We start from the raw sequence: 23,354 nt of genomic DNA, 5'->3' as shown, positions 1-23,354 counted from the left end.
GCCTATCCCATCCTTACCCCAGCGATGATGCGTGCCTGACGGGAGGTTCCTCTGCCTCGGCGTCGTGCTCCTTCACGCCCTGGATCATCTCGTCGGTCACGCGGATCTCTGCCCCGATCGGCGACATTGCCGTTGCCGGCGCGAAAGGCGCAACCTGCGTGGCTTCCGGCCGCGCACCACGCCGCCAGATGAAGAAGATAACCATCAGGATTTTCAGCACCGCCAGCGACCAGAACAATCCCGATGCCCCAAATGCGCTCATCACAGCGGAGATCGAAATCGGGCTGATCGCCGAACCAAGCGAATTGACCAGCAGCATGCCCTGTATCATTGGCACCAGCGATGCCGCCGAGGCCCTGTCAGCCGAAAAGCTGATCGATACGGGATAGATCGCAAAGATGCCGCCACCCAACAGGAAAAGGGTAATCATCAGGGTCGTCGCATTATGCGGCAAGAGCAGAACTGCCGCGCAAAGCAGCAGGCAGGCAAAGGCCAGCGTGATCAGAACCACGCGCCGGTCCTGCTTGTCCGACCAGCGCCCGACAGGATATTGCAGCACCATCGCCCCGAGAATGACACAGGCCATCATCATCCCGACCTCATCAACCGGCATGCCGATCGTCTGCAGATAGAGCGGAAACAGCGTGTAGACCGCCGCGATCGCTACACCCGATCCGAAGCAGCCGATCACGCCGCTTGGCGACATCTGAAACAGCTGCAGGGGTTTGAGCGCCTCCACCCGTTCCATCAGCGGCATCTCGCGCGGCAGGATGACGATCGGCAGAACCGACAGCGACGCCAACATCGCGGCCGCGATGAAGGGCGCGAACTCGCCCAGCCCGTCAACAGTCCCCAGCAGCGCCTGCCCGACGGCACCCGCGCCGTAAAAGGCAATCATGTAAAGCGCCAGAAACCGGCCGCGCACGGTCTGGTCGGCAACCAGCAACAACCAGCTTTCGATCACGAGAAAGACACCGACCGTCGTCCAGCCATAGATCAGCCTGACAAGGATCCACAGCATCCAGTCGGCCGACAGAACCTGCATCAGGATGCTGACGACGCCGAGTGAGGCAAAACTGGCATAGGCGCGAATATGCCCGATCCGCACGATCAGCCGGTCATGAAACATCGCCCCGAGCGTCAGCCCGACAAAATAGGCGGAGGACACCACACCGATCATTGCGGGCGAAGCGCCGGCAGCATCGAGACGCAGGGTGGTCAGCGACGACAGAAAACTGTTGCCGACGCTCAGGATGAACAGGCCGAGAAGCGGCGCCATCACCGTCGTCAGGGTTTGCCTAGACATGAAGGTCTCGTTTTTATGATTTTTGAAAATGGCGATGCCTGATCCCGGCATCTCGCCTCGCCGTGGCGGTACTTACGACCGCGAGAATTGTTGCGCGTGACCGATACGGGATCGTCAACGTCTTCTGGCATGGCTTTTTACACGAAAATCAACCCACGGATACGTGAGACAGGCAACGACCGGCACCTGTGTCAAATGTTCAAAATTCGACGCCTGTGTCGTCTGATTGCGACAATACTTCTTGCCTGAAAACGGCATCATCATGTCGCAAATGCATCAATCCGCAATTGCTCGAATTTGGGTTCGGATCAGTCGCCGAGAAGCTGCCGGTCGTCGCCATCACGGTTGCGCACCAGTTCTTCCTTGATGGCACGAAGAGATTTCAGCGCTCTGGTGCGATCGGCATATGCGACCATGTTGGCCAGAATGTCGATCGCCGCCAGATAGGCATAGCGCGTCGAGGTTGGCCGAAAGATGTTCTTGCCCTCGGGCATCTCGATGGCGATCACCAGATCCGCAGCGCTGGCGACCGGCGAACCGCCCTGCGTCATCACGATAGTCGGGATTGAGCGCTCGCGCAGTAGGTTTAGGCAATGGACAAGCCCCATGTCGCGGCCGGTAAAGGACGAGCCGAAAACGACAGTGCCCGGCTGAGCCGCTGCCGAAATCATCAGGTTCATCCCATGGTCGCTCGATGCATTGACCCGGCAGCTGAGACGAAACAGCCGGTTATGCAGCTCGTTGACGATCATCGCCGAATTGCCGCTGGCACCGAAAGCCTGGATGAACTCGGCAGCCCTGAGCATCTGTGCCGCCTTTTCGATCACTTCCAAATCGAGCTGGCGGTGGACCTCGAACAGCGCGTTCTGCGCCTTCGACACGATATCCTGCGCTACTTCCTCGGCCGTCGCGGTGGGTGCTTCCGGCGTCAGGTAACGCAGGCCGACATAGGCGAGTTTGGCAAGCTGCACCTTGAAATCGGAATATCCCTGGCAACCCAACCGTCGGCAGAAACGCGTCACCGTCGGCGGCGAAACGCCGGCCTTTTCCGCCACCTCGATGATCGACGCATTGACGACGAAATCGACATTTTCCAGCGCGAACTGGGCAAGCTTCGCCTCCAGCCCGGAAAGCCGGCCATCCTGATCGGAAAGGGCATGAAACAGGTCCATTCGGTCTTCCCTTCAGATTGGCTACAGCAGAAAAATGCATGTGCCTGTGAAAATGAATTTCACTGTTCTCGTATTTGATAGCATAATGCCGGCCAGCATCAACGAAACTTGGTCGTTCCAAGAAAATAAAAGCAACCTTCCCTGCGCCGATGCCGTTTCAGGCACGGTCGCGTCATCCCGATGAGGTCTCTTCCATGAACTATCCCTGGCCCGAACCCGGCACGCCGCTCAATGAGGTTGCAACCCCGATGCCGGTCATCGACGAGGCGCGGCTTGCCGCCAACATCGCCCGCGTTCAGGCCTATTGCGATCAACACGGCAAGGCGTTCCGCCCGCATATCAAGACCCACAAAATCGCAGCCGTCGCGCACCAGCAGGTGGAAGCCGGGGCCGTCGGCCTCAACTGCCAGAAGGTCACCGAGGCGGAGGTGTTTGCCGATGCCGGCTTTGAAGACATCCTGATCACCTACAACATTCTCGGCGCGGCAAAGCTTGCTCGCCTCAAGGCGCTCAATGCCCGAGTTGCGAAACTCGCCGTCGTTGCCGATAGCAAGACGACGGTCGCAGGCCTTGCGGCAACGTTCGATGCCGACAAGCCGCTGACCGTGCTGATCGAATGCGACACCGGCGCAAAACGCTGCGGCGTGCAGACACCGGAAGCAGCCGTGGCACTCGCCGAAAATATCGCGGCTGCACCGGGCCTCCGTTTCGGCGGCATCATGACCTACCCGGCCACCGGTGGTGCCGAGCAGGTCGAGGCCTTCATGTCGAAGACCATGGCGCTGCTTGCCGAAAAGGGCATCGATTGCCCTGTCCGCTCCAGCGGCGGTTCGCCGGACCTGTTCTTCGCCCATCTCGTGCCCTCGGCCACCGAACATCGCGCCGGCACCTATGTCTATAACGACCGCAGCATGGTCCGCGCCGGCCATTGCACCAATGACGATCTCGCCATGCACATCCTCGCCACCGTCGTTTCCCGCCCGGCACCGGATCGTGCCGTGCTCGACAGCGGTTCCAAGGCGCTGACATCCGATCTTCTCGGCTTTTCGGATTACGGTTCGATCGCCGGCTACGAAGGCGCAAAGGTCGTTTCACTTTCGGAAGAACATGCCGTGGTCGATACTTCCGCCTGCACGACGCCCTTCCCGGAGATCGGCGCACAGGTAAAGGTCGTTCCGAACCATACCTGCGTCGTCACCAATCTCTTCGACCGCATGGTCTTCCACAAGGACGGCTTGGTCACGCGGGTTGAAAATGTCGATGCCCGCGGAACGGTCTGGTAAGGCCCGTCTTGAAAATTTTTCTCGCGCCGACCCGATAGACAGCGACCCCGCTGCCACGGTTCAAGCGACATGATGAAAATCGGGCGCCTGTCGAGGGCGCCCTTTTTCATGGCGGATTTTCTCTCCGCAGCTAGTGCCCCATGTTCACGGCTAGGGAAATCATTGATTCAAAACGGATTGCGGTTGCGACAACTCACGCAGCGGAATCCGGCATCTCCAGCCGGCATGAAAATTTTCCGCGAAATTCCCGTTCAAGAAAATAAATTACACAAAATAGTGCGAAATCTGAAAATCCATTGACTTGGCTTTGATTTGGCGCATTATGAAGAAAATAAATTACACCGAAACGGTGAGCGGGCGAACTTGAGGAAAACGGGAAATCGAATGATCCGAGAGCATGACGACTGTCGCTAAGCGACATCCAGGCGGTAGCTTCGGCAGACTTCAAATCAGCACAACATGGCAACGGCATTCGGGCACGGCAGCGTCGCCCTGAGGCCGAAGTGTATTCGGATAACAAGACATGCGCATCTTCACCGCCTCGCTGGCGACCGAAACGAACACTTTTTCTCCCGTGCCGACGGATATGAACGCCTTCAAGGCGGCGTTTTATGCCGGGCCGGGCGAACATCCCGATACGCCGACCTTGTGCTCTTCCGTCGTCCCGATCCTGCGCCGCCGCGGCAGGGAAGAAGGCTTCACCGTCATCGAAGGCACGTCCTGCTGGGCTGAGCCCGCGGGCCTCATCCAGCGCCAGACCTATGAGACCTTGCGCGACCTGATTTTGGCCGAACTGAAAGGCGCCCTGCCCGTCGATGGCGTCGTCCTTGGCCTGCACGGCGCGATGGCCGCGCAGGGCTATGACGATCCCGAAGGCGATCTTCTCTCCCGCGTCCGCGAAATCGTCGGCCCCGACGTGCTGATCGCCGCCGAATTCGACCCGCACAGCCACCTGACGGCGCTCCGCGTCGCCAATTTGAACATCATGGCCGCCTTCCTCGAATTCCCCCATACGGATTTCGAACAGCGTGGCGAGCATGTGGTGGAACTCGCGCTCCAGGCGCTGCGTGGAAAGATCAAGCCGGTGATCTCCACCTTCGACTGCCGAATGATCACCATCTTCCCGACCAGCCGTGAGCCGATGCGCTCCTTCGTCGATCGCATGCAGGCGCTGGAAGGTCATGACGGCATCCTGTCCGCCTCCGTCATCCACGGTTTCATGGCCGGCGACCTGCCCGACATGGGCACCCGCATCGTCGTCGTCACCGACAATGACAAGGAAAAGGGCGACGCACTGGCCGCAAAACTCGGCCGCGAGCTTTACAGCCTGCGCAAGACGACCGCGATGCCGATGTTCGATACAGAAGCCGGCCTCGACAAGGCGATCGCCATCCGTGCCGCGCATCTGCAAAAGCCGGTCACCATCGCCGATGTCTGGGACAATCCCGGCGGCGGCGTGGCGGGCGATGCGACCTATATCCTGCGCCGGATGATGGAACGCGGCATGGACGATTTCGCCGTGGCCACCATCTGGGACCCGATCGCCGTCACCTTCTGCCATGCGGCGGGTGAAGGCGCGGAACTGGCACTGCGCGTCGGCGGCAAGTCTAGCCCGGAGGGCGGCGATCCGCTCGATCTGCGCGTCACCGTGCAAAAGGTCTTCGATGCCGGCTGGCAGAGCTTTCGCAATTCGCGCGTCACGCTCGGCAGCGCCGCCGTCATTCGCCCGGTCGGCACCAATATCGACATCGTGCTGATCACCAGCCGCACCCAGACTTATGAGCCGGATATCTTCTCCAATCAGGGCATCGATTTCGCCTCGAAATCCTACATGCTGATCAAGTCGACCAACCATTTCTACGCGGGCTTCCAGCCGGTCTCGTCCGAGATCGTCTATATCGCCGCGCCGACCTCCTATCCGACCAACCCGGCCACGACGCCCTACCGCAAGGCGAGCCTCAAACTCTGGCCGCGCGTGGCCGATCCGCTGGGACTGGATGCCTGAAATCCCGGCCGGACAGGAAAGCCGGCCGCTATATTAAACGCAACAAGGGGATGACCATGAAAAAGAGTGCACTTGTTCTGATGACGCTGGCGGCCTTGGCCGGCACCAGCAGCCTCGCAATGGCGCAGGCGAGCGACGGCGTATTGACCGTTGCCACGATCGGCGAGCCGCCGACGCTCGACGTCATGCAGACGGCGACCGATATCGTGCTGACCATCGACCAGCACATTTTCGAAACGCTCTACACCTATGACGCCGAATGGAAGTCCGTACCGCTGCTCGCAGCCGGCATGCCGAAGATTTCCGAGGACGGCCTCACCTACACGATCCCGCTGCGCGAAGGCGTCACCTTCCATGACGGCAGCATCTTCGATGCCAAGGACGTTACCGCCTCGCTGAAGCGCTGGATGGCGGTCAATTCCAAGGGCAAGCAGGTCGCAGCGATCGTCGAAAGCCTGACGGAAGAGGGCGATCATGCCGTTGTCTTCAAGCTGAAGTCGCGTTATGCACCGCTGCTCGCCACGCTCTCGCAGGCTTCCGTCATCCTGCCGTCGGAAAAGATTGCCGACACGCTGACTGAATTCGTCGGCACCGGCCCTTATGCCCTGAAGGAACGCAAGCCAGACCAGTACACCCAGCTCGTCCGTTTCGACGGCTACAAGTCGCCTGAAGGTGCGCCGAGCAACTATGCCGGCAAGCGCGAGGCGATCGCCAAGGAAATCCGCTTCGTTCCGGTGCCGGATGCCAATACCCGCGTTGAAGGCCTGATCTCCGGCCAGTTCGACTATGCGGATTCGTTGCCCGTCAGTGCCTTCGAGCGCGTCGAAAAGAGCGGCAATGCCAAGCCCGTCATCTTCCGCGATGCCGGCTGGGCGTCGATGAACATGAACATGAAGGAAGGTCTGCTCGCCAAGAAGGAACTGCGTCAGGCGGTTCAGGCGGCACTCAACCCGAACGACATGATGATGGCCGCCTTCTCTGACGACCGCTTCTTCAGCGTCGATGCCTCGATCTTCCCGGAAGGCTCCTTCTGGCACACCGAAGCCGGTGTCGAGCGTTACGGCGACGGCAATCCGGAAGAAGCCGCCAAGCTCTTGAAGGATGGTGGTTACGACGGAACCCCGATCCGCCTTCTGACCAGCCGCCAGTACGAATTCCACTACAAGATCGGCGAAGTCGCCAAGGCCTATCTCGAAGCCGCCGGCTTCAAGGTCGATCTGCAGGTGGTAGACTGGGCAACGCTCACCACCCGCCGCGCGGATTCGAAGGCATGGGATATCTTCATCACCCATTCCAACTTCCCGGGTGACCCGACGACGATCAACACGATCACCGACACCTATCCGGGCTGGTACGTTTCCGATCAGAAGGCAAAGGCTGTCGCCACCTATATGGACGCCACCACTGACGATGCCAAGAAGGCGGCATGGGACGGCATCCAGACGGTCATCTATGATGATGCACCGCTCTACAAGGTTGGCAACTTCAATGCCGTTTCCGGCGTCGCCAACGGCGTTTCCGGTTACGAGCCAACCTATTGGCCGCATTTCTGGAACGTCGCCCCGAAGAAGTAAGCTGAAGCAATTCCGGCCAAATCCGGCAACCGGCTTTAGGTCCGGAATTGCATGACAACAAAGAGATGGAGCAGCTCCGCCTTTCTTGGAAACGCGGAACTGCTCAAAAGAAACTAGGAACCGACTATGGCAAGGATCGCACAAGCGCTGCTGAAACGGCTGGGGGGCATGGCAATCGTGCTCGCCCTCGTCGTGACGGTGGTCTTCATCATCGTTCGCGTCACGCCCGGCGATCCTGCCGCCGTCATGCTGGGGTCGGATGCGACCCCGGCGGATATCGCGCAATTGCGCACCAAAATGGGGCTCGATGCGCCGCTCCTCATGCAATATGGCCAGTTCGTTCTGGGCATATTGCAAGGTGATCTCGGCCAGTCGATCTTTTTGAACCAGCCGGTCACGACAGCGCTTGCCGCCCGTGCCGAGCCGACCTTCTTCCTCACCCTCTTCTCGATCCTGATCGCAGTCGGTATCGCGCTGCCGGTCGGCATCCTGTCGGCAGTCAAGCGCGGCACGATCTTCGACCAGATCGTCGTGACGCTCACCATGGTCGCCGCCAGCGTGCCGAGCTTCTGGCTCGGCCTGATCCTGATCCAGGTCTTTGCCGTCGGCCAGGGCTGGTTCCCGGCCTCCGGTTACGGCGGGCCCGAAACGCCGTTCCTCGAACGCCTGCACCACCTCGTTCTGCCGGCCGTGGCACTCGGCGTCGTCAATTCGGCGCTGATCACCCGCTTCACCCGCGCCGCCATGCTCGATGTCCTGGGCGATGATTACGTCCGCACTGCCCGCGCCAAGGGCGCCGGCGAGGGCCGCGTCATCCTCAAGCATGCGCTGAAGAACGCGATGATCCCGATCATCACCGTCATCGGCCTGTCGATCGCCATGCTGGTTGCCGGTGCCGTTGTCACCGAAACCGTCTTCGGCCTGCCCGGCGTCGGCAATCTCGTCGTCTCGGCCGTGCTGCGCCGCGATTATCCGGTCATTCAGGGCGCGCTGCTTGTCGTCGCCGCCATCTATGTCCTCATCAACTTCATCGTCGACATGCTCTATATTCTCGTTGATCCAAGGGTGCGCCTATGACCACGATGGCCTCCCTCTCCATGCCCTTCGCATCCGGCCTGCGCCGCCTGTTCGGCAACCGCGCCATGCTATTCGGCGCGATCATTCTGGCGATCGTCATTCTGGCCGCGCTGCTTGCGCCCTGGGTCGCGCCTTACGCGCCGAACAAGCTGTCGATCATCAACAAGCTTAAAGCCCCGTCGATGACGAACTTCTTCGGCACCGATGAATTCGGCCGCGATATCTTCTCCCGCGCCATTTTCGCCGGTCGTATCTCGCTGCTCGTCAGCCTCGGCGTCGTCGTCATCTCCACCGTGCTCGGTGTCATTCTCGGTGTCGCCGCCGGCTTCTTCCGCCGCCTCGATGCGCCGATCTCGCGCCTGCTCGATGCAATGATGTCCTTCCCGGACATCCTGCTCGCCATCGCACTGGTTGCGGCCCTCGGCCCGTCGCTGACGACCGTCATCCTGGCACTTGGCATCACCTATGCGCCACGTCTCGCCCGAATCGTCCGCGGCTCGACGTTGGTCCTGCGCGAACTGCCCTATATCGAGGCCGCCGTCGCCATGGGGCTGCCGACTTGGCAGATCCTTGCCCGCCACGTCCTGCTCAACCTCGCATCTCCCATCCTCGTGCAGGCAACCTTCGTTTTCGCCTCGGCAATGCTCGCCGAAGCAAGCCTCTCCTTCCTCGGCGTCGGTGTCTCCACCGACATGCCGACCTGGGGCACGATGCTGGCATCCGGCCGCGAATACATGAACAACGCTCCGTGGCTGATGGTGTTTCCGGGGCTGGCAATCGTCTTCTCGGTTCTCTCCCTGCAATTGCTGGGCGACGGCCTGCGCGATCTCGTCGATCCGCGTCTCGCCAAGGAAAGCTGAACATGACCGATACAGTGACCACCAAACGGCCAGTGCTTGCGGTCGAGAACCTGACGACCTCTTTCAAGACGCAAGAGGGCTGGAAGGCCGTCATCCGCAATATCAGCCTGCATGTCGATGCCGGCGAAACGGTCGCCATCGTCGGTGAATCCGGCTCGGGCAAGAGCGTCACGGCGCTCTCGACCATGCGGCTCCTGCCGGCCGGCCGCTCGCGCACCGAAGGCCGTATCCTGCTCGACGGCACGGACCTACTGAAGGCCAGCGAAGCCGAGATGCGGAAAGTCCGCGGCGGCTCGATCGGCATGATCTTTCAGGAGCCGATGACCTCGCTCAACCCGGTCTTCACCATCGGCAACCAGATTGCGGAAGCTCTCGTTCTGCATCGCGGCCTGTCATGGAGCGAAGCCGAGACTGAGACTGTGCGCCTGATGGAGCGCGTCCGTATTCCCGCGGCCAAAGCCCGTCTTCACGAATATCCGCACAAATTCTCCGGCGGCATGCGTCAGCGCGTGATGATCGCCATGGCGCTCGCCTGCCGTCCGAAACTTCTGATCGCCGACGAGCCGACAACCGCGCTCGACGTGACGATCCAGGCCGAAATCCTCCACCTGCTGCGCGAGTTGCAGCGGGAGGAAAACATGGGCGTGCTGTTCATCACCCACGACATGGGCGTGGTCGCAGAAATCGCAGACCGCACCGTGGTGATGTTCCGCGGCGACATGATCGAAACCGGCAAGACCGACGAAATTTTCGACGCGCCGAAAGCGATCTACACAAAATCCCTGCTCGCCTCGATCCCGCGGCTGGGCACGATGGGTGCCGCCGCCGCCCCGAAACGTTTCCCCGAGGTCGATGCCTCGACCGGTATTGCCGTCGATGGCCGCGAGATGAACCCGGTCGCCTTGAGCGTCGAGCCGATCCTCAAGGTCGACAATCTCGCCGTCCGTTTCGACCTGCCGAACGGCCGCGTCCATGCGGTCGAAGACGTCTCCTTCGACCTTCGCCCCGGCGAAACCCTGTCTTTGGTCGGAGAGAGCGGCTGCGGCAAATCCACGACCGGCCGCGCCATCATCCGCCTGCTCAATCCCTCCGCCGGTTCGATCGTCATCGGCGGTCAGGATGTCACCAAGGCCGGCACGCGGGAATTGCGGACCATGCGCCGCACCTCGCAGATGATCTTTCAGGACCCGTTCGCCTCGCTCAACCCGCGCATCACCGTCGGCTCCGCGATCGCCGAACCCATCCTCGCCCACGGCCTGATGGGTCGGAAAGATGCCAAGGCCCGCGTCTCCGAACTGTTGGAACAGGTCGGCCTTTCCGCCGCCATGGCCGATCGCCACCCGCACGAATTCTCCGGCGGCCAGCGCCAGCGAATCTCGATTGCCCGCGCGCTCGCCCTCGACCCGAAATTCATCGTCGCCGACGAAGCGGTCTCCGCACTCGATGTGTCGGTCAAGGCGCAGGTCTCCAACCTGCTGCTCGACCTGCAGGAAAAGCGCGGTCTCGCCTATCTGTTCATCAGCCATGACATGGCCGTTGTCGAACGCATGAGCCACCGCGTCGCCGTGATGTTCCTCGGAGAAATCGTCGAGATCGGCCCGCGGTCGGCGATCTTCGACAATCCGCAGCATGCCTATACGCAACGCCTGATTTCCGCCGTGCCGATCCCCGATCCGTCACGCCGCGGCCAGACCCCGCCGCCCCTAACCGAAGAAATCAAAAGCCCGGTCCGGCCGTTTGACTATGTCGCCCCCAAGCGTACATACCGCGAGGTCTCGCCCGGACATTTCGTGCAGGAAGTCAGCTAACCTTCCCGCCCCCCCTCTACCGAAAATGAAAGACGCCCCCATGACCAGCAAGAAACTCATCCGTTACGATGTCGCCGACGCCCAGGCCGGCGGCCAGCGCCGCCCCTTCGCCAAGGCTGTCCGCGCCGGTGATTTCGTCTATGTTTCGGGCCAGGTCCCGACCGTCGACGGCGAAGTCATCGTCGGCAATATCGTTGCCCAGACCGAACAGGTGATCGAGAACATCAAGTCGGTTCTGGCTTTGGCCGATTGCACGTTGGAACATGTCGTCAAGGTCAATGTCTGGCTCGACGACGCCCGCGATTTCTCAAGCTTCAACGCCGTCTTCCAGAAACACTTCATCGACCACCCGCCGGCTCGATCCACCGTTGAGTCCCCGATGATGGTCGACGTCAAGGTCGAGATGGACGTGATCGCGTATAAGCCGCTGGATTAATTGGGAAAGACCGGCGGGATGCCCGCCGGTCAGATTACTGATTAAGCTTACGGTTCAGCACGCTCAGATCTGCTTTGACCACCATCGGCAACCCAACTCTCCCTCATTCCTGTGCTTGTCACAGGAATCCAGTAGCCCAAGTCCTTAGGCGGAGAGAGTCTTTTCACGGCGCAGACGCACCGTAGCTGGATTCCTGTGACAAGCACAGGAATGAGGGTAATCAGGGCTCCGTGCTCGGAAACAGCCTTGTCAGCGTTATGACCGGCGCAATTCAGCCAGTTTCACATCAAGTCGAATGATCGCACCTTCAACCCGGAAATCAGCATTTCCGGGTTGAATGCTGGATGGACCAATTACAGCGCCGCCCGCTTGTCGTGCCGCGCCACCCGCGCCAGCAGGTAATCCACCTCAGCCTTCGCCGTCGCCGTCAGCATCTGCCCCGGCTTGCGCTGCGCATCGGACGCAATCACGCCGCGGCGCTTCAATATGTGCTTGCGCACCGCCAATCCCACGCCGAGCTGCTGCTCGTAGCGGATCAGCGGCAGATGCGCGTCGAACAGGTCATGCGCCTCGTCGCGCTTTCCTTCGGCAAACAGCGACACAAGCTCGCTCAGCATGTCGGGGAAACCGTAACCGGTCATCGCGCCGTCGGCGCCGCGTTCCGGTTCGAAATCGAGGAACATGCCGCCATTGCCGCAGAGGATGGAGAATTCGCGCAGCTCGCCGGATTTCTGCATGGCGCGCAGCTTCGAGATCTTTTCGAGACCCGGCCAATCCTCGTGCTTCAGCATCAGGCAGGACGGATGGTTGGTGATGATCTTGGCCACCACACTCGTGGCGATCACCGTGTTGAGAGTCAGCGGATAGTCCTGCAGCACCCACGGCACGTCCTCGCCCACCGCTTCCACGGCACCGGCGAAATAGTTGATCGTCTGCTCGTCGGTCTTCGCCCCTTGTCCCGGCGCAATCATCACGCCGGCGGCGCCCATGTCCATCGAGCTGCGGGCCAGCGAACGCATGGCGGCAAAACCCGGCGCCGAAACGCCGACGATGACCGGAATTTTCGCACGTTCGACCACGCGCTTGATGATCGCCCGGCTTTCATCGGCTTCCAGCTTCGGCGCTTCGCCCATGATGCCTAAAATGGTGATGCCGGTGCAGCCGCTTTCCTCGTAAAAATCCGTCAGGCGGTCCACCGAGTTGAAGTCGATCGCGCCATCGTCATGAAACGGCGTGGCGGCAATCGCATAGACGCCCTTGGACGAAGTGCTGAATGTCATGTCTTTCTCCCATATGCCCGCTAAAACCGCAGGTCTTGATCCCAATTTCTAATCAGATGTTGGCGAGAAGGCCACCGTCGATGCGGATCACCGAACCGGTGATGTAGGATGCGCGCGGGCTGGCCAGAAAGGTGACGGTATCGCCATATTCCTTCGGATCGCCGTAGCGGCCGACCGGAATGGAGCCCGTGCTTTCCTTCGTCACATCCGCCACCGGCCTGTCCTCGCGCTTGGCTTTCTGCTCGTCGAGAAACACGATACGACCCGTGGCGATGCGGCCCGGCAGCACGACATTGGCTGTGATCCCGTCACGTCCGATTTCGCGCGCCAGCGTCTTCGACCAGCCGACCAACGCCAGCCGCAGGCTGTTGGAAATGCCCAGATTGGCGATCGGCGCAACCACACCTGAAGAGGTCGAGGTGATGATACGGCCGAAGCCGCGCTCGCGCATCGACGGCAGGATCGCGTCGGTTACCGCGATCACCGAGCGGACCATGCTGTCGAAATATTTCGACCAGGTTTCCGGCGCCTGACCGGCTGCCGGTGTCGGCGGTGGGCCGCCCGTGTTGTTGACCAGCACGTCCACCGGACCGAAGGTCGAAGCGATCAGCGCCAGCCGCTCCCCGATTACCGAGAGATCGCCGATATCCCATTGCAACGCAAAAGCCTTGTGGCCTTCAGCCTCGATCGCCTGCGCCGTCTTTTCGGCAGCGGCAAGATCGATATCGGCAACGACGACATTGGCCTTTTCCGCTGCCAGCGAGCGGGCGATTGCGCCGCCCAGTCCACCGCCCGCGCCGAATACCAGCGCGGTCTTTCCACTCAGTTGAAGATCCATGAATGCCTGCTCTTGTCTGTATGATTGTCGCTACTGAACTCAGCAGCAGTAAAGCTCCACCGGAAGATCGCTGAACACTTCCGGCGCGCCGTCGGTGATCGCAAAAGTCTGGCCGACGCCGGCAACCAGCCCGGTCTCCGCATCGGGGATCATGATATGGACGAAGAACACCATGCCCGGCGTCATGATCAGAGGATTGCCGGAATAGATCATCGGCGGCACGTCCATCCAGGTCGGTTTGAAGGTGCAGCCCAGCGCATAACCGCAGGCGGCATATCGCGCCTTGGCAAAACCGGCATTGTCCAGCACGCGGCGATGGATATCGTCGAGCGCCCCGAGCGCCACCCCTGCCCTTGCGGCATCCTTGATGCCGTCGAGCGCTTCCTTCGCCACTTTCAACATGTCGAACTGGCGCGGGTCCGGCTTGCCGGTCACCAGCATATGCTCGACCACGACATGATAGCGGCAATGCGATCCCGCGAGTTCAACGAGAATCTGGTCCTGTTCCTCGATCAGTCGCGGCCCGCCGATGCCGCGGCCGTAAAGCGCGCGCGGTCCCGAATTGACCAGCGGCCCGCCGGAGGGAATGTCCCCACCGCCGGAAAGCATCGAAGTGAGTGCGGCCCCCGAAAGCACGGTATCGGGAATGCCGGGCTTCGTTGCATCAATCGCCGCACGCACCGCGGCATCCGCCAGCTTGCCCGCCATCCGAACATGCTCAAGCTCGGCTGCGGATTTCACCAGCCGCCCGGTGCGGATGATGTCTGACGCATCCTCGGTCACGCAGAAACCATCGAGCGCCGTGTCGACCATTCGGGCATTCGCCCCGGTCAGGCCGTAGGTCGCATATTCGACGCCAACCTTTTTGCCGGAAAGCCCCTTCTCGGCCATGATGGCGCGCAGGTCGTTGGCCGGGTTGGCATCCTCGGCATTCAGCCAGACCCGCACATCGTCATAAAGCGAAGCGACATTCGCCTGCCTGAGATCCGGCGTACGGGTCAGAAGCACGGTATCGCTGCCATCGTCGGAAAGCACCAGACCGGCCTGGAAGAACACGTAACCGGCGGTGTCATAACTCGTCAGCCAGTAATGGCTTTCCTGCGAAAACACGATCAGCGCATCGAGACCGCGCTCCCGCATCCGCCGGCGTGTCGCGGCAAGACGCGTCTCGAACTCAGCCTGTTTGAACTTCAGCAAGACCTGCCGGCCGCCGCGGGTTAAACCGGCAAACTCCTGGGGAACATACATGCTCATGCGATTTCGAAAGCCTCCACGGGCGTATGAACCGGCACCGCATCGAGCAGCGCCTTGGTATAGGGGTCGCGATCTTCCGAGCGCGCATCCGGCCGGTCGAAGAAATCGACTAGCTTGCCGTGATGCATGACGGCAATGCGATGGGCGAGTTGGCGGATCAGGTTGAGGTCGTGGGTGATGAACACGCAGGCAGCGCCCGTATCCTTCTGCAGCTTGACCAGAAGCTCGGCCACCGCCGCCCGAACCGACACGTCGAGCGCCGCCGTCACCTCGTCGCAGATCACCAGTTCCGGTTCGGCCGCAAAGGCGCGGGCAATCGCCACGCGCTGCTTTTCACCGCCGGAAAGCTGGTGCGGATAACGATCGGCGTATTCGGCCGGAAGCCGCACCATTTCCAGCAGTTCGGCAATCCGCGCCTTGATCTTTTCCCGCGGCACGACGCCATAAAGCTTCAGCGGCCGGGCGATGATCGTGCCGATCTTTTGGCGCGGGTTGAGCGAGGCATCCGGATGCTGGAAAACGATCTGCACCCGTCGACGATAGGCCCGGTCGATCGCCTTGCGGCTGCCCACCGTCTTGCTGTCGAATTCAAGTTTGCCTTCAAAATCCTGCAGGCCGGCGAGAACCTTGGCGATCGTCGATTTGCCCGATCCGCTTTCGCCGACGACGCCGAGCAACTCACCCTTGCGAACCTCGAAATTGACGTCCTTCGCGCCCCAGAAGCCGACCTTTTCGGCATCTTCCGGCCAGAACATTTTCTGGATCTTCGACGGCGCACCGTAATGCACACCGATCCCGTCGAGCCTGATCAGCGTCTTCGGCTCGGCCGGCGCATCGACGCCGATAAAGCGATCCGGGTTCGGCACCGCACCGATCAGCTGTTTCGTATAGGGCGCGGAAGGTCTGGCGAATACTTCGCCGACAAGCCCGCGCTCGACGATGACGCCCTTATGCAGCACCGACACCTCATCCACCACGCGGGAGACGAGCCCGAGATCGTGCGAGATATAAAGCGCCGACACATTCGTCTCGTCGCGCAACTGGTTGAACAGGTCGAGGATCTGCCGCGCAGTCAGGATATCGAGCGCCGTGGTCGGCTCGTCGAAAATGATCAGTTCCGGCTCGCAGGCGAAGGCGGTGGCGATCACCACACGCTGCTTTTCGCCGCCCGATGCCTCATGCGGAAACCGCTGCAGCATCTCCTTGGGCCTTGTGATGCCGGTGCGGGCAAGCGCCACTTCCGCTTCCGCCCAGGCCTGCGCCTTCGTCAGGCCGCGATGGCGCATCAGCACTTCGGCGATCTGTTCACCGAGGCGAATGGTCGGGTTGAGCGAGGTCGAAGGGTCCTGAAACACCATCGACATGCGCTTGCCACGGATATCGGCCATCTGCCACGGCGTATGGTCCAGCAATTCCTCGCCGGCAAGGCGAATGGCGCCGCCGGTTTCCACCGCGTTCGGCGGCAGATAGCGCATCACCGACCACGCCATCGAAGACTTGCCCGAGCCGCTCTCGCCGACGAGACCGACCGTCTTTCCCTTCGGGATCGTCAGGTCAATATTCTTCAGCGCTGAAACGAGCCGGTTGGCGGTCTTGTAGGAAAGCGAATAGTCGATGATCGAAAGCGCCGGCTTTTCGGCAGCGGCAATCACATCCTGCGTCATGGTCTGCAGTGTCATCCGTGGCTCCTCTTGGGGTCGAGGGCGTCACGCAGGGCGTCGCCGAAAAGGTTGAAACCGAGTGCTGCAATGGCGATCGAAAGACCGGGGATCGCCACGCACCAGGGATTGCGGAACATGAACTGGCGCGCTTCCGCCACCATCAGCCCCCATTCGGTGCTCGGCGGCTGGGCGCCGAGACCGAGGAAACCGAGCGTCGCGCCGATCATGATGGCAAACGAGACACGGATTGTCGCCTCGACTACGATCGGGCTCAGCGCATTGGGCAGCACTTCGCAGGTAACGATATAGACGCCGGATTCACCGCGCGCGACCGCCGCCCGCACATAGTCGCGGGTACGGACGGACAGAACGGCGCTGCGGGCGATACGCGCCATGCCCGGTGCAAATGCGATCGAGACCGCCAGCATCGCATGTTCCATGCCGCCGCCGAGAATGGTGACGATCAGCAGCGTGAACAGTAGATCCGGAACGGCCAGAAGTCCGTCGAGAACGCGCATGATCGTACTGTCTACCCAGCCGCCGGAAACGCCGGCGACAACCCCGATGATCGAACCGATGCCGACGCCGAGCAGAGTTGCGCCGACGCCGAATGCAACGGTCGAGGGCGCGCCGGTCAGGATACGGGACAAGAGATCGCGGCCGAACTGGTCGGTACCGAACAGGTGCGCCATCGACGGCCCCTGCAGGCGGTTCAGCGGATCGAAGGCCTGCGGGTCATAGGGCGCGATCAGCGGGCCGAAGATCGCAGCGAAAAGGACGATCGAAAGCAGGACCGTACCCATGATGGCGGTGGGGGATGAGAAGAAATTACGCATAACGCACCCTCGGGTCGAGCAGGGCAATGACGATGTCCGACAGAAGGTTGGACAGTGCATAGACGGCTGCGAGAAGCAGGGTCACGGCCTGGATGACAGGCAGATCGCGGTTTTCCAGCGCATAGATCAGCAGGCGTCCGAGACCCGGCCAGGCAAAGATTTCCTCCACCACGATGATCCCGCCGAGCAGATAGCCGATATCGAGCGAGATGACGGCGATCGCCGGCGCCAGCGAATTCGGCAATGCATGGCGGCGGATCACCCGCTTTTCGGTAAGCCCCTTCAGCCTTGCTGCGCGAATATAGTCGGAAGACAGCACTTCCGACATTTCGGAACGCACCTGCCGGGAAATATGCGCCATCAGCACGAGGCCGAGCGTTGCCGCGGGCAGCACGACATGCGCGCCGAAACCGGCAAGATTTTCCCAGGGCGCAACGAAGCCACCGGCGGGAAAAAGCCCGTGCTGCGGTGCTGCGAAGAAGACCAGGAGCAGCGTCGCGGTGACGAATTCCGGCAGCGCCGTACCGAGATAGCTGAACAGGCCGAGGCCAAGATCCATTCCCGTGCCGCGCTTCAACGCGGCGAGCGCGCCGAGCGGGATGGCGGTGATGGTGACGGCAACCAGCGCCGTCGCCCCCAGCATGGCGGAGTTGACGAAGGCCTCGCCGACGACCTGGGTCACCGGCAAGGAAAGACGCAGCGAGGTGCCGAAGTCGCCGTGAAGAATACCGGCGACCCAGCTCAGATATTGAGCATACCAGGGCTGATCGAGATGCAGCTGCTTTTCGAGTGCGGCGACTGCTTCCGGGGTGGCGTATTCCCCCAGAATCATGATCGCTGCATTGCCCGGCAGCATCGTCGTGATGGCGAACACGGCGAAGGTGACGATCGCCAGCACGAGAAAGACGGCCAGCAGGCGGCGGAGAAGATAAGCCCTGGTCATGCGGATCAGGCCTTATTCAGCCAGACGTTTTCGGCATAGTAGTAGCGGGACAGAGGCGCGATCGTCCAATCTTCCGCACCCTCGCCGCTGGCGGTCAGGATGTCCTCGAAAATCGGAACAATATAGGGCGTCTCGTCCAGCTGCAGCTGCTGCGCCTTCGCATAAAGTTCCTTGCGCTTGGCCGGATCGACGGTGGCGCGGGCATCCGCAATCAGCTTGTCGAAATCCTTGTTCTTCCAGGCAGTGTCTTCATAGGAAGCGTTGGAGGTCAGGAGCAGGTTGAAGGTCGCGTCTTCAGTGGCCTGCATGCCCCAATAACCCATGTAGAACTGACCCTTCATCCACACATTGGCCAGATAGGTGTCATGCGGCATGGTTTCGACTTCGATGTCGAAGCCGGCCGGCAGCGCCATCTGCTTCAGCGCGATGGCCACCTGCGCGCGGATCGCCGGGCGGTTGGAGGCAACGAGCTTGATCTTGATGCCGTCCGGATAACCCGCCTCGGCCAGCAGCTTCTTGGCACCGGCCGGATCATAGGCGATCTCGGGCGTGTCGATCGCGTAGGGGAATTCCGGCGAAACGAGGTTATCATAGGCCGGGCGGCCAAGGCCTTCGAGCACGATATCGACCAACGTCGAACGGTCGACCGACATGGCAAGCGCCTTGCGTACGCGTACGTCATCAAACGGCTTCTGGTCCTGACGCATGGTGATATTGACGAAGCGGCCCGATGGAATGCGCTGCGCGGTAATGCCGGTTGCGTCGGCGATGCGCTGGAAATCCGCCTGCTGGACAACCAGCATGACGTCTACGGCACCGGAAAGGAAGTTGGCGCTCTCGGCGGCAAGATCGGGGAACAGCATCATGTCGATACCGTCGAGATAGGGCTTGCCCTTGATGAAGTAGTTCTCGTTCTTGACGAGGCGCACCATACGGGCGCTGTCATAGGTTTCGAGCTTGAACGGGCCGGTGCCGTTCGCGGTCGTGTCGAGCTTTTCGCGCGGGCCGGAAAGGGCGGCCTTGGAGACGATGCGGGCATTGGCATGTGCCGTCGAGATCGGCAGGTCGGCAAACGGCGTCTTCAGCGTGAACTTGACGGTCGTCGGATCCACGGCCTCGATCTTCTCGATCATGTTGAGAACGGAACGCGCGGCTGCCGGAATGTCGGGATTGAGAATCGCCTGGAAGGTGGCAACCACATCGTCTGCCGTGCAGGGCGTGCCGTCGTGGAAAACGATGCCCTTACGCAGATAGAAGGTGAAGGTCTTGGCATCTTCACTGCCTTCCCAGCGCTCGGCAAGATCGGCCATCGGCTTGTTGTCCGGGCCCATGCGGGTCAGGCCCGAATAGAGCATGTCGACCACCGGATATTCGGCAGGGCCGGAGCAGTTCAGCACGTTCAGTGTGGCGATACGCGTCGAATGGCTGATCTTCAGCGTGCCGCCGGCCTTCGGCGTATCGGCCGCCAGCGCCTCGGAAAGATCGAGGCCGGGAAGAAGCGCGGTTGCCGCAAGGCCCATCACCATGCTGCGGCGGGAAATCATAAAAGTCGTCATTCTCTTGCCCTCTGAAGTTGTTTTTGACAGAAACCGGGGCGCTGTTTTTTTGTGCTTTTCCCGGCTGTATTCCTCGACCCGTCAGCTGATCACGGTCAGCTCATCGGGTAATTCGGTCAGCACTTCCGGCGCGCCATCGGTCACCAGCAGCGTGTGGCCCACGCCCATCGCCAGACCCGTATCGGCATCGCCGTTCATCACATGGTAGAAAAGCGTCATGCCCGGCTGGCAGACGGTCGGGTTGCCGGAATAGATCATCGGCGGCACGTCCATACTGGTCGGCGCAAAGGTGCAGCCCACCGAATAGCCGGTCGCGCCATAACGGGCGCGCTTGTAGCCGCCCTTGTCGAGACCATCGGCATAGACGTCGAAGATCTCGCCGAGCGTCGTGCCCGGGCGAGCGATCTCGGTCATCTTCCTCAGCGTCTCCATGCCGACATCATACATCTTGCGATGCGCATCGGAGACTTTTCCGAACAGGATCGTCCACTCAGTCTTCACGTTGTAACGGCGATAGGCGACCGGATATTCGACGAGGATCTGGTCCTGCTCTTCCAGCCGGCGCGGATCGGAGACGCCACGACCATAAACGGCGCGCGGGCCGGAATTGAACAGCGGCGCATTCGGCGGCATGTCTGCACCCTGGCCAAGGATCGAGGTGAGATAAATCGCCTTCAGATCGCTGTCGAGAATGCCCGGACGCGCTGCCGCGATCACTGCATTCAGCGAGTCATCCAGAATACGGGCCGCCTTGCGGGTATATTCGATCTCGGCCGGCGACTTGCAGACACGCAGCCAGCGGATCAGGTGACGGTCGTCTTCCAGCTCGCACCAATTCCCGATCGTCTGCTGCGTGCGATAGAGGTTCCAGCCGGTCAGGCCGTGGGTATTGAGCTCGATGGCGATCTTTTTGCCCCCGAGGCCAAGTTCCTCGAGGATCACCTTCAGGTCGGCGGCCGGGTTTGCATCCTCGGCATCCCACCAGATGCGGATATCCTCGATGATGCTCGTCTGACGCGCCTGCACCAGATCCGGGCGGCGGGTCAGAAGCACCGGCTTGCGGCCATCGGTAGGGACGACGAGGCACTGGTAATAGACGAAGCCACCGGTGTCATAACCGGTCAGCCAGTACATGCTTTCCTGCGCAAACACGAGCATGGCATCGACGCCGCGCGCCGCAAGTTCGGCCCGAAGCTTGTCCTGTCGCTGCAGATGCTCCGCCTTCGAAAAGGGGAGGTTCGGTTGCGGCATGGCACTCACAGGGTCGTCCTTTCGCAAGATCGTCAAAGCTCGATGTTGCTTCACGATACGGTTTGGTATACCACTCGTCAACCAGCGGAATACAAAAATTGCGTCACACCGAAAACCGCATGGAAAAAGGGATCGCTGAGGATAGACAGCCTTTGGGCGCAAGAGCTGGTGACAACCGCCATAACGTGTGGCACCAGAAAGTCATTTGAAGCCGTCTCCTTAAAGGGAGGGACTGGATATTTATGCTGATTGAAACCGATAAGCGGCTGGCGCTGCAGGCCTACGAACAGATATTGAACCTGATCCTTTCCGGTGCAGCCCAGCCCGGCGCGATGGTGACCGAACGTCGTCTGGCCGAAACGCTCAACATGTCGCGCACCCCGATCCGCGATGCGCTGCTGATGCTCGAAGGCGAAGGCCTGCTGATCCGTCAGGGAAGCCGCGGTCTGCAGGTGAAGCAGATGCGCATCGAGGATTATATGGACGCGCTGCAGGTGCGCCTGCTGCTCGAACCTGAAGCTGCGCGTCTTGCTGCAGGCCACATGCCGGCGGCGGCACTCGATGAACTGGAAGCGGACCTGAAAACACTTCTCGGCCACCCCGAAGATGGCGAAGGCAAGCCCGATCGCGGCTCCGTGCGTGATGTCGACGACCGCCTGCATGGCGGCATCGGCGATGCGGCCGGCAATCCGCAACTCGCCCATATCATCCGCACGCTGCGCCGCCAGACCCAGATCTTCGACCTGAGAAGCATGCCGGAACGGTTCGACGCGACCTGCCGCGAGCATCTGGCCATCGTTTCAGCCCTGCGCGAAGGACGCGGTGACGATGCCGCACAGCTGATGCGCGATCACCTCGCACATGTAAAAGACAGCATTATCGGGAGACTGACCCGCGCATGACCGTTTTGGCAGAAAAAGCACAGACGGAAACGTCCGTGCTCAGCAACGCCGCCCCTGTGGATATCCCTCTCGCCGAACGGCTGTTCGACGAGCTTCGACGCCGCACCGGCACCAATCGCGGCATCACCCGCACCTCCTATGGTCTGGGCGAACAGATCGCCCATGACATGGTGCGCCGCGAGGCGCGCAAGCTCGGCCTTGAAGTAACGACCGATCCCGGCTGCAATCTCTACATGACGATGAAGGGCCGCGAGGAAGGTCCGGGCATCTTCATCGGCTCGCATCTCGATTCCGTGCCGATGGGCGGCAATTTCGATGGCGCTGCCGGTGTGCTGCTCGGTCTGTCGGTCATCTCCGGTTATGTCCGGGCCGGCATCCGCCCGCCGCGCGATATCACCGTCATGGCGATCCGCGCCGAAGAGAGCACCTGGTTCGGCGCTTCCTATATCGGCAGCCGCGCCGCACTCGGACGTCTCACAGGAAGCGAACTCGACAAGGTCAAGCGCTCCTCCGATCAAATCTCGCTCGGCGCCGCCATCGATGCCGCCGGCGGCGACACGGAATTCCTTCGCTCGGGCCGGTCTTATCTCGACCCGAAAAACATCGCGATGTTCATCGAGCCGCATATCGAGCAGGGACCGGTTCTGATCGAGAAAAAGCTGCCGATCGGGGTCGTCACCGGCATTCGCGGCTCCTTCCGCTATCGCGAAGCCAAATGCATCGGCACCTATGCCCATTCGGGCGCGACCCCGCGCGAATATCGCAGCGATGCCGTGCGGGCCGCCTCCGCGCTTGTGGTGGAACTCGACAAGGCCTGGGACAGGCTGCAGGCGGAGGGCGCCGATCTCGTCGTCACCTTCGGCCAGTTTTCGACCGACGCCTCTGAAGCAGCCTTCAGCAAGATCGCCGGCAAGCTCTCATTTGCACTCGATGTCCGCAGCCAGGAGCCGGAAACGCTCGCCAGGATGCAGGCCATCATCACTGACGCGGTTGCCCGCATCGAGGCGGACCATCGGGTCAAATTCGAGCTCGGCCGTTTGACCGACAGCAAAGCGGCAAAGATGGACGACGCTATTGTCGCCTCGCTCGCCGGATTGGCAAAGGAGCATGGTATCGAGGCCGAAATCATGGCCTGCGGTGCGGGCCATGATGCGGCGGTGTTTGCCGATGCCGGCGTGCCGACCGGCATGGTCTTCATCCGCAATGCCAATGGCAGCCATAATCCGGACGAGCAGATGGAGATTGCCGATTTTACCGAGGCGGCACGGCTCATTTCCGCGCTCTGCCTCGACCCGCCATTGAAAGCCTGATC

At 61.3% G+C, this 23,354-nt stretch carries 19 protein-coding genes; 9 read left to right on the top strand and 10 right to left on the bottom strand.

The genetic code is table 11. The features are described 5' to 3' along the window. Positions 1 to 13: 13 nt before the first annotated feature. Together GGE33_RS19145 and GGE33_RS19140 are read right to left on the bottom strand one after the other, a co-directional pair. Positions 14 to 1,306, bottom strand: a complete 1,293-nt coding sequence (locus GGE33_RS19145; protein WP_183826650.1) for an MFS transporter — start codon at positions 1,304 to 1,306, stop codon at positions 14 to 16. Between the two features lie 308 nt (positions 1,307 to 1,614). Next, entirely contained in the window at positions 1,615 to 2,478 is an 864-nt protein-coding gene (locus tag GGE33_RS19140; RefSeq protein WP_183826647.1) for a MurR/RpiR family transcriptional regulator, read from the bottom strand. A gap of 194 nt (positions 2,479 to 2,672) precedes the next feature. Between GGE33_RS19140 and GGE33_RS19135 the strand changes: the two genes are divergently transcribed. The 7 genes from GGE33_RS19135 to GGE33_RS19105 all read left to right on the top strand — a co-directional run bounded on the left by GGE33_RS19135 (position 2,673) and on the right by GGE33_RS19105 (position 11,521). After that, positions 2,673 to 3,761, top strand: coding sequence for a D-TA family PLP-dependent enzyme (locus GGE33_RS19135; RefSeq protein ID WP_183826645.1), 1,089 nt, complete (start codon positions 2,673 to 2,675; stop codon positions 3,759 to 3,761). Positions 3,762 to 4,284: 523 nt separating this feature from the next. Then, on the top strand, positions 4,285 to 5,766 hold the full coding sequence (locus GGE33_RS19130) for a M81 family metallopeptidase (protein ID WP_183826642.1): 1,482 nt from the start codon (positions 4,285 to 4,287) through the stop codon (positions 5,764 to 5,766). A gap of 56 nt (positions 5,767 to 5,822) precedes the next feature. Next, positions 5,823 to 7,340, top strand: coding sequence for an ABC transporter substrate-binding protein (locus GGE33_RS19125; RefSeq protein WP_183826639.1), 1,518 nt, complete (start codon positions 5,823 to 5,825; stop codon positions 7,338 to 7,340). A gap of 135 nt (positions 7,341 to 7,475) precedes the next feature. Next, positions 7,476 to 8,417 (top strand): ABC transporter permease subunit, encoded by a 942-nt coding sequence (locus tag GGE33_RS19120; RefSeq protein ID WP_183826799.1) that lies wholly within the window; start codon positions 7,476 to 7,478, stop codon positions 8,415 to 8,417. Further along, entirely contained in the window at positions 8,414 to 9,277 is an 864-nt protein-coding gene (locus tag GGE33_RS19115; RefSeq protein WP_183826637.1) for an ABC transporter permease, read from the top strand. Before GGE33_RS19120 ends, GGE33_RS19115 begins: the two co-directional genes overlap by 4 nt. A 2-nt stretch (positions 9,278 to 9,279) precedes the next feature. Next, entirely contained in the window at positions 9,280 to 11,085 is a 1,806-nt protein-coding gene (locus GGE33_RS19110; protein ID WP_183826634.1) for an ABC transporter ATP-binding protein, read from the top strand. 40 nt (positions 11,086 to 11,125) lie between these two features. Next, positions 11,126 to 11,521, top strand: coding sequence for a RidA family protein (locus GGE33_RS19105; RefSeq protein ID WP_183826631.1), 396 nt, complete (start codon positions 11,126 to 11,128; stop codon positions 11,519 to 11,521). 353 nt (positions 11,522 to 11,874) lie between these two features. On the opposite strand, the gene GGE33_RS19100 is transcribed toward GGE33_RS19105, so the two are convergent. The 8 genes from GGE33_RS19100 to GGE33_RS19065 form a co-directional block, all read right to left on the bottom strand. Then, on the bottom strand, positions 11,875 to 12,801 hold the full coding sequence (locus GGE33_RS19100) for a dihydrodipicolinate synthase family protein (RefSeq protein WP_183826628.1): 927 nt from the start codon (positions 12,799 to 12,801) through the stop codon (positions 11,875 to 11,877). A gap of 52 nt (positions 12,802 to 12,853) precedes the next feature. Next, the gene (locus tag GGE33_RS19095; protein WP_183826624.1) at positions 12,854 to 13,639 is read right to left on the bottom strand and encodes an SDR family oxidoreductase; all 786 of its coding nucleotides are present in this window, start codon (positions 13,637 to 13,639) and stop codon (positions 12,854 to 12,856) included. A 39-nt stretch (positions 13,640 to 13,678) separates the two neighbouring features. Then, complete coding sequence (locus GGE33_RS19090; protein ID WP_183826621.1) at positions 13,679 to 14,893, bottom strand: M24 family metallopeptidase; 1,215 nt, start codon at positions 14,891 to 14,893, stop codon at positions 13,679 to 13,681. After that, the gene (locus GGE33_RS19085; protein WP_246436251.1) at positions 14,890 to 16,572 is read right to left on the bottom strand and encodes a dipeptide ABC transporter ATP-binding protein; all 1,683 of its coding nucleotides are present in this window, start codon (positions 16,570 to 16,572) and stop codon (positions 14,890 to 14,892) included. The genes GGE33_RS19090 and GGE33_RS19085 overlap by 4 nt, the downstream gene beginning before the upstream one ends. Further along, positions 16,569 to 17,390 (bottom strand): ABC transporter permease, encoded by an 822-nt coding sequence (locus GGE33_RS19080; protein WP_183826618.1) that lies wholly within the window; start codon positions 17,388 to 17,390, stop codon positions 16,569 to 16,571. Before GGE33_RS19080 ends, GGE33_RS19085 begins: the two co-directional genes overlap by 4 nt. Then, the gene (locus GGE33_RS19075; protein WP_148146713.1) at positions 17,383 to 18,333 is read right to left on the bottom strand and encodes an ABC transporter permease; all 951 of its coding nucleotides are present in this window, start codon (positions 18,331 to 18,333) and stop codon (positions 17,383 to 17,385) included. The genes GGE33_RS19080 and GGE33_RS19075 overlap by 8 nt, the downstream gene beginning before the upstream one ends. Positions 18,334 to 18,338: 5 nt before the next feature. Beyond that, on the bottom strand, positions 18,339 to 19,889 hold the full coding sequence (locus GGE33_RS19070; RefSeq protein WP_183826615.1) for an ABC transporter substrate-binding protein: 1,551 nt from the start codon (positions 19,887 to 19,889) through the stop codon (positions 18,339 to 18,341). Positions 19,890 to 19,970: 81 nt separating this feature from the next. After that, the gene (locus GGE33_RS19065; protein WP_246436272.1) at positions 19,971 to 21,140 is read right to left on the bottom strand and encodes a M24 family metallopeptidase; all 1,170 of its coding nucleotides are present in this window, start codon (positions 21,138 to 21,140) and stop codon (positions 19,971 to 19,973) included. 242 nt (positions 21,141 to 21,382) lie between these two features. Between GGE33_RS19065 and GGE33_RS19060 the strand changes: the two genes are divergently transcribed. Both GGE33_RS19060 and GGE33_RS19055 read left to right on the top strand, forming a co-directional pair. Next, positions 21,383 to 22,042, top strand: coding sequence for a GntR family transcriptional regulator (locus tag GGE33_RS19060; RefSeq protein WP_183826608.1), 660 nt, complete (start codon positions 21,383 to 21,385; stop codon positions 22,040 to 22,042). Next, a complete protein-coding gene (locus GGE33_RS19055; RefSeq protein WP_183826605.1) occupies positions 22,039 to 23,352 on the top strand; it encodes a hydantoinase/carbamoylase family amidase in 1,314 nt (437 codons plus the stop codon). The genes GGE33_RS19060 and GGE33_RS19055 overlap by 4 nt, the downstream gene beginning before the upstream one ends. Positions 23,353 to 23,354: the final 2 nt, after the last annotated feature.

It is taken from the genome of Aliirhizobium cellulosilyticum, assembly GCF_014198105.1.
GTDB lineage: Bacteria > Pseudomonadota > Alphaproteobacteria > Rhizobiales > Rhizobiaceae > Neorhizobium > Neorhizobium cellulosilyticum.
The sequence above is the reverse complement of the archived record's forward strand: the minus strand, read 5'-3'. Positions and strand labels throughout refer to the sequence as shown.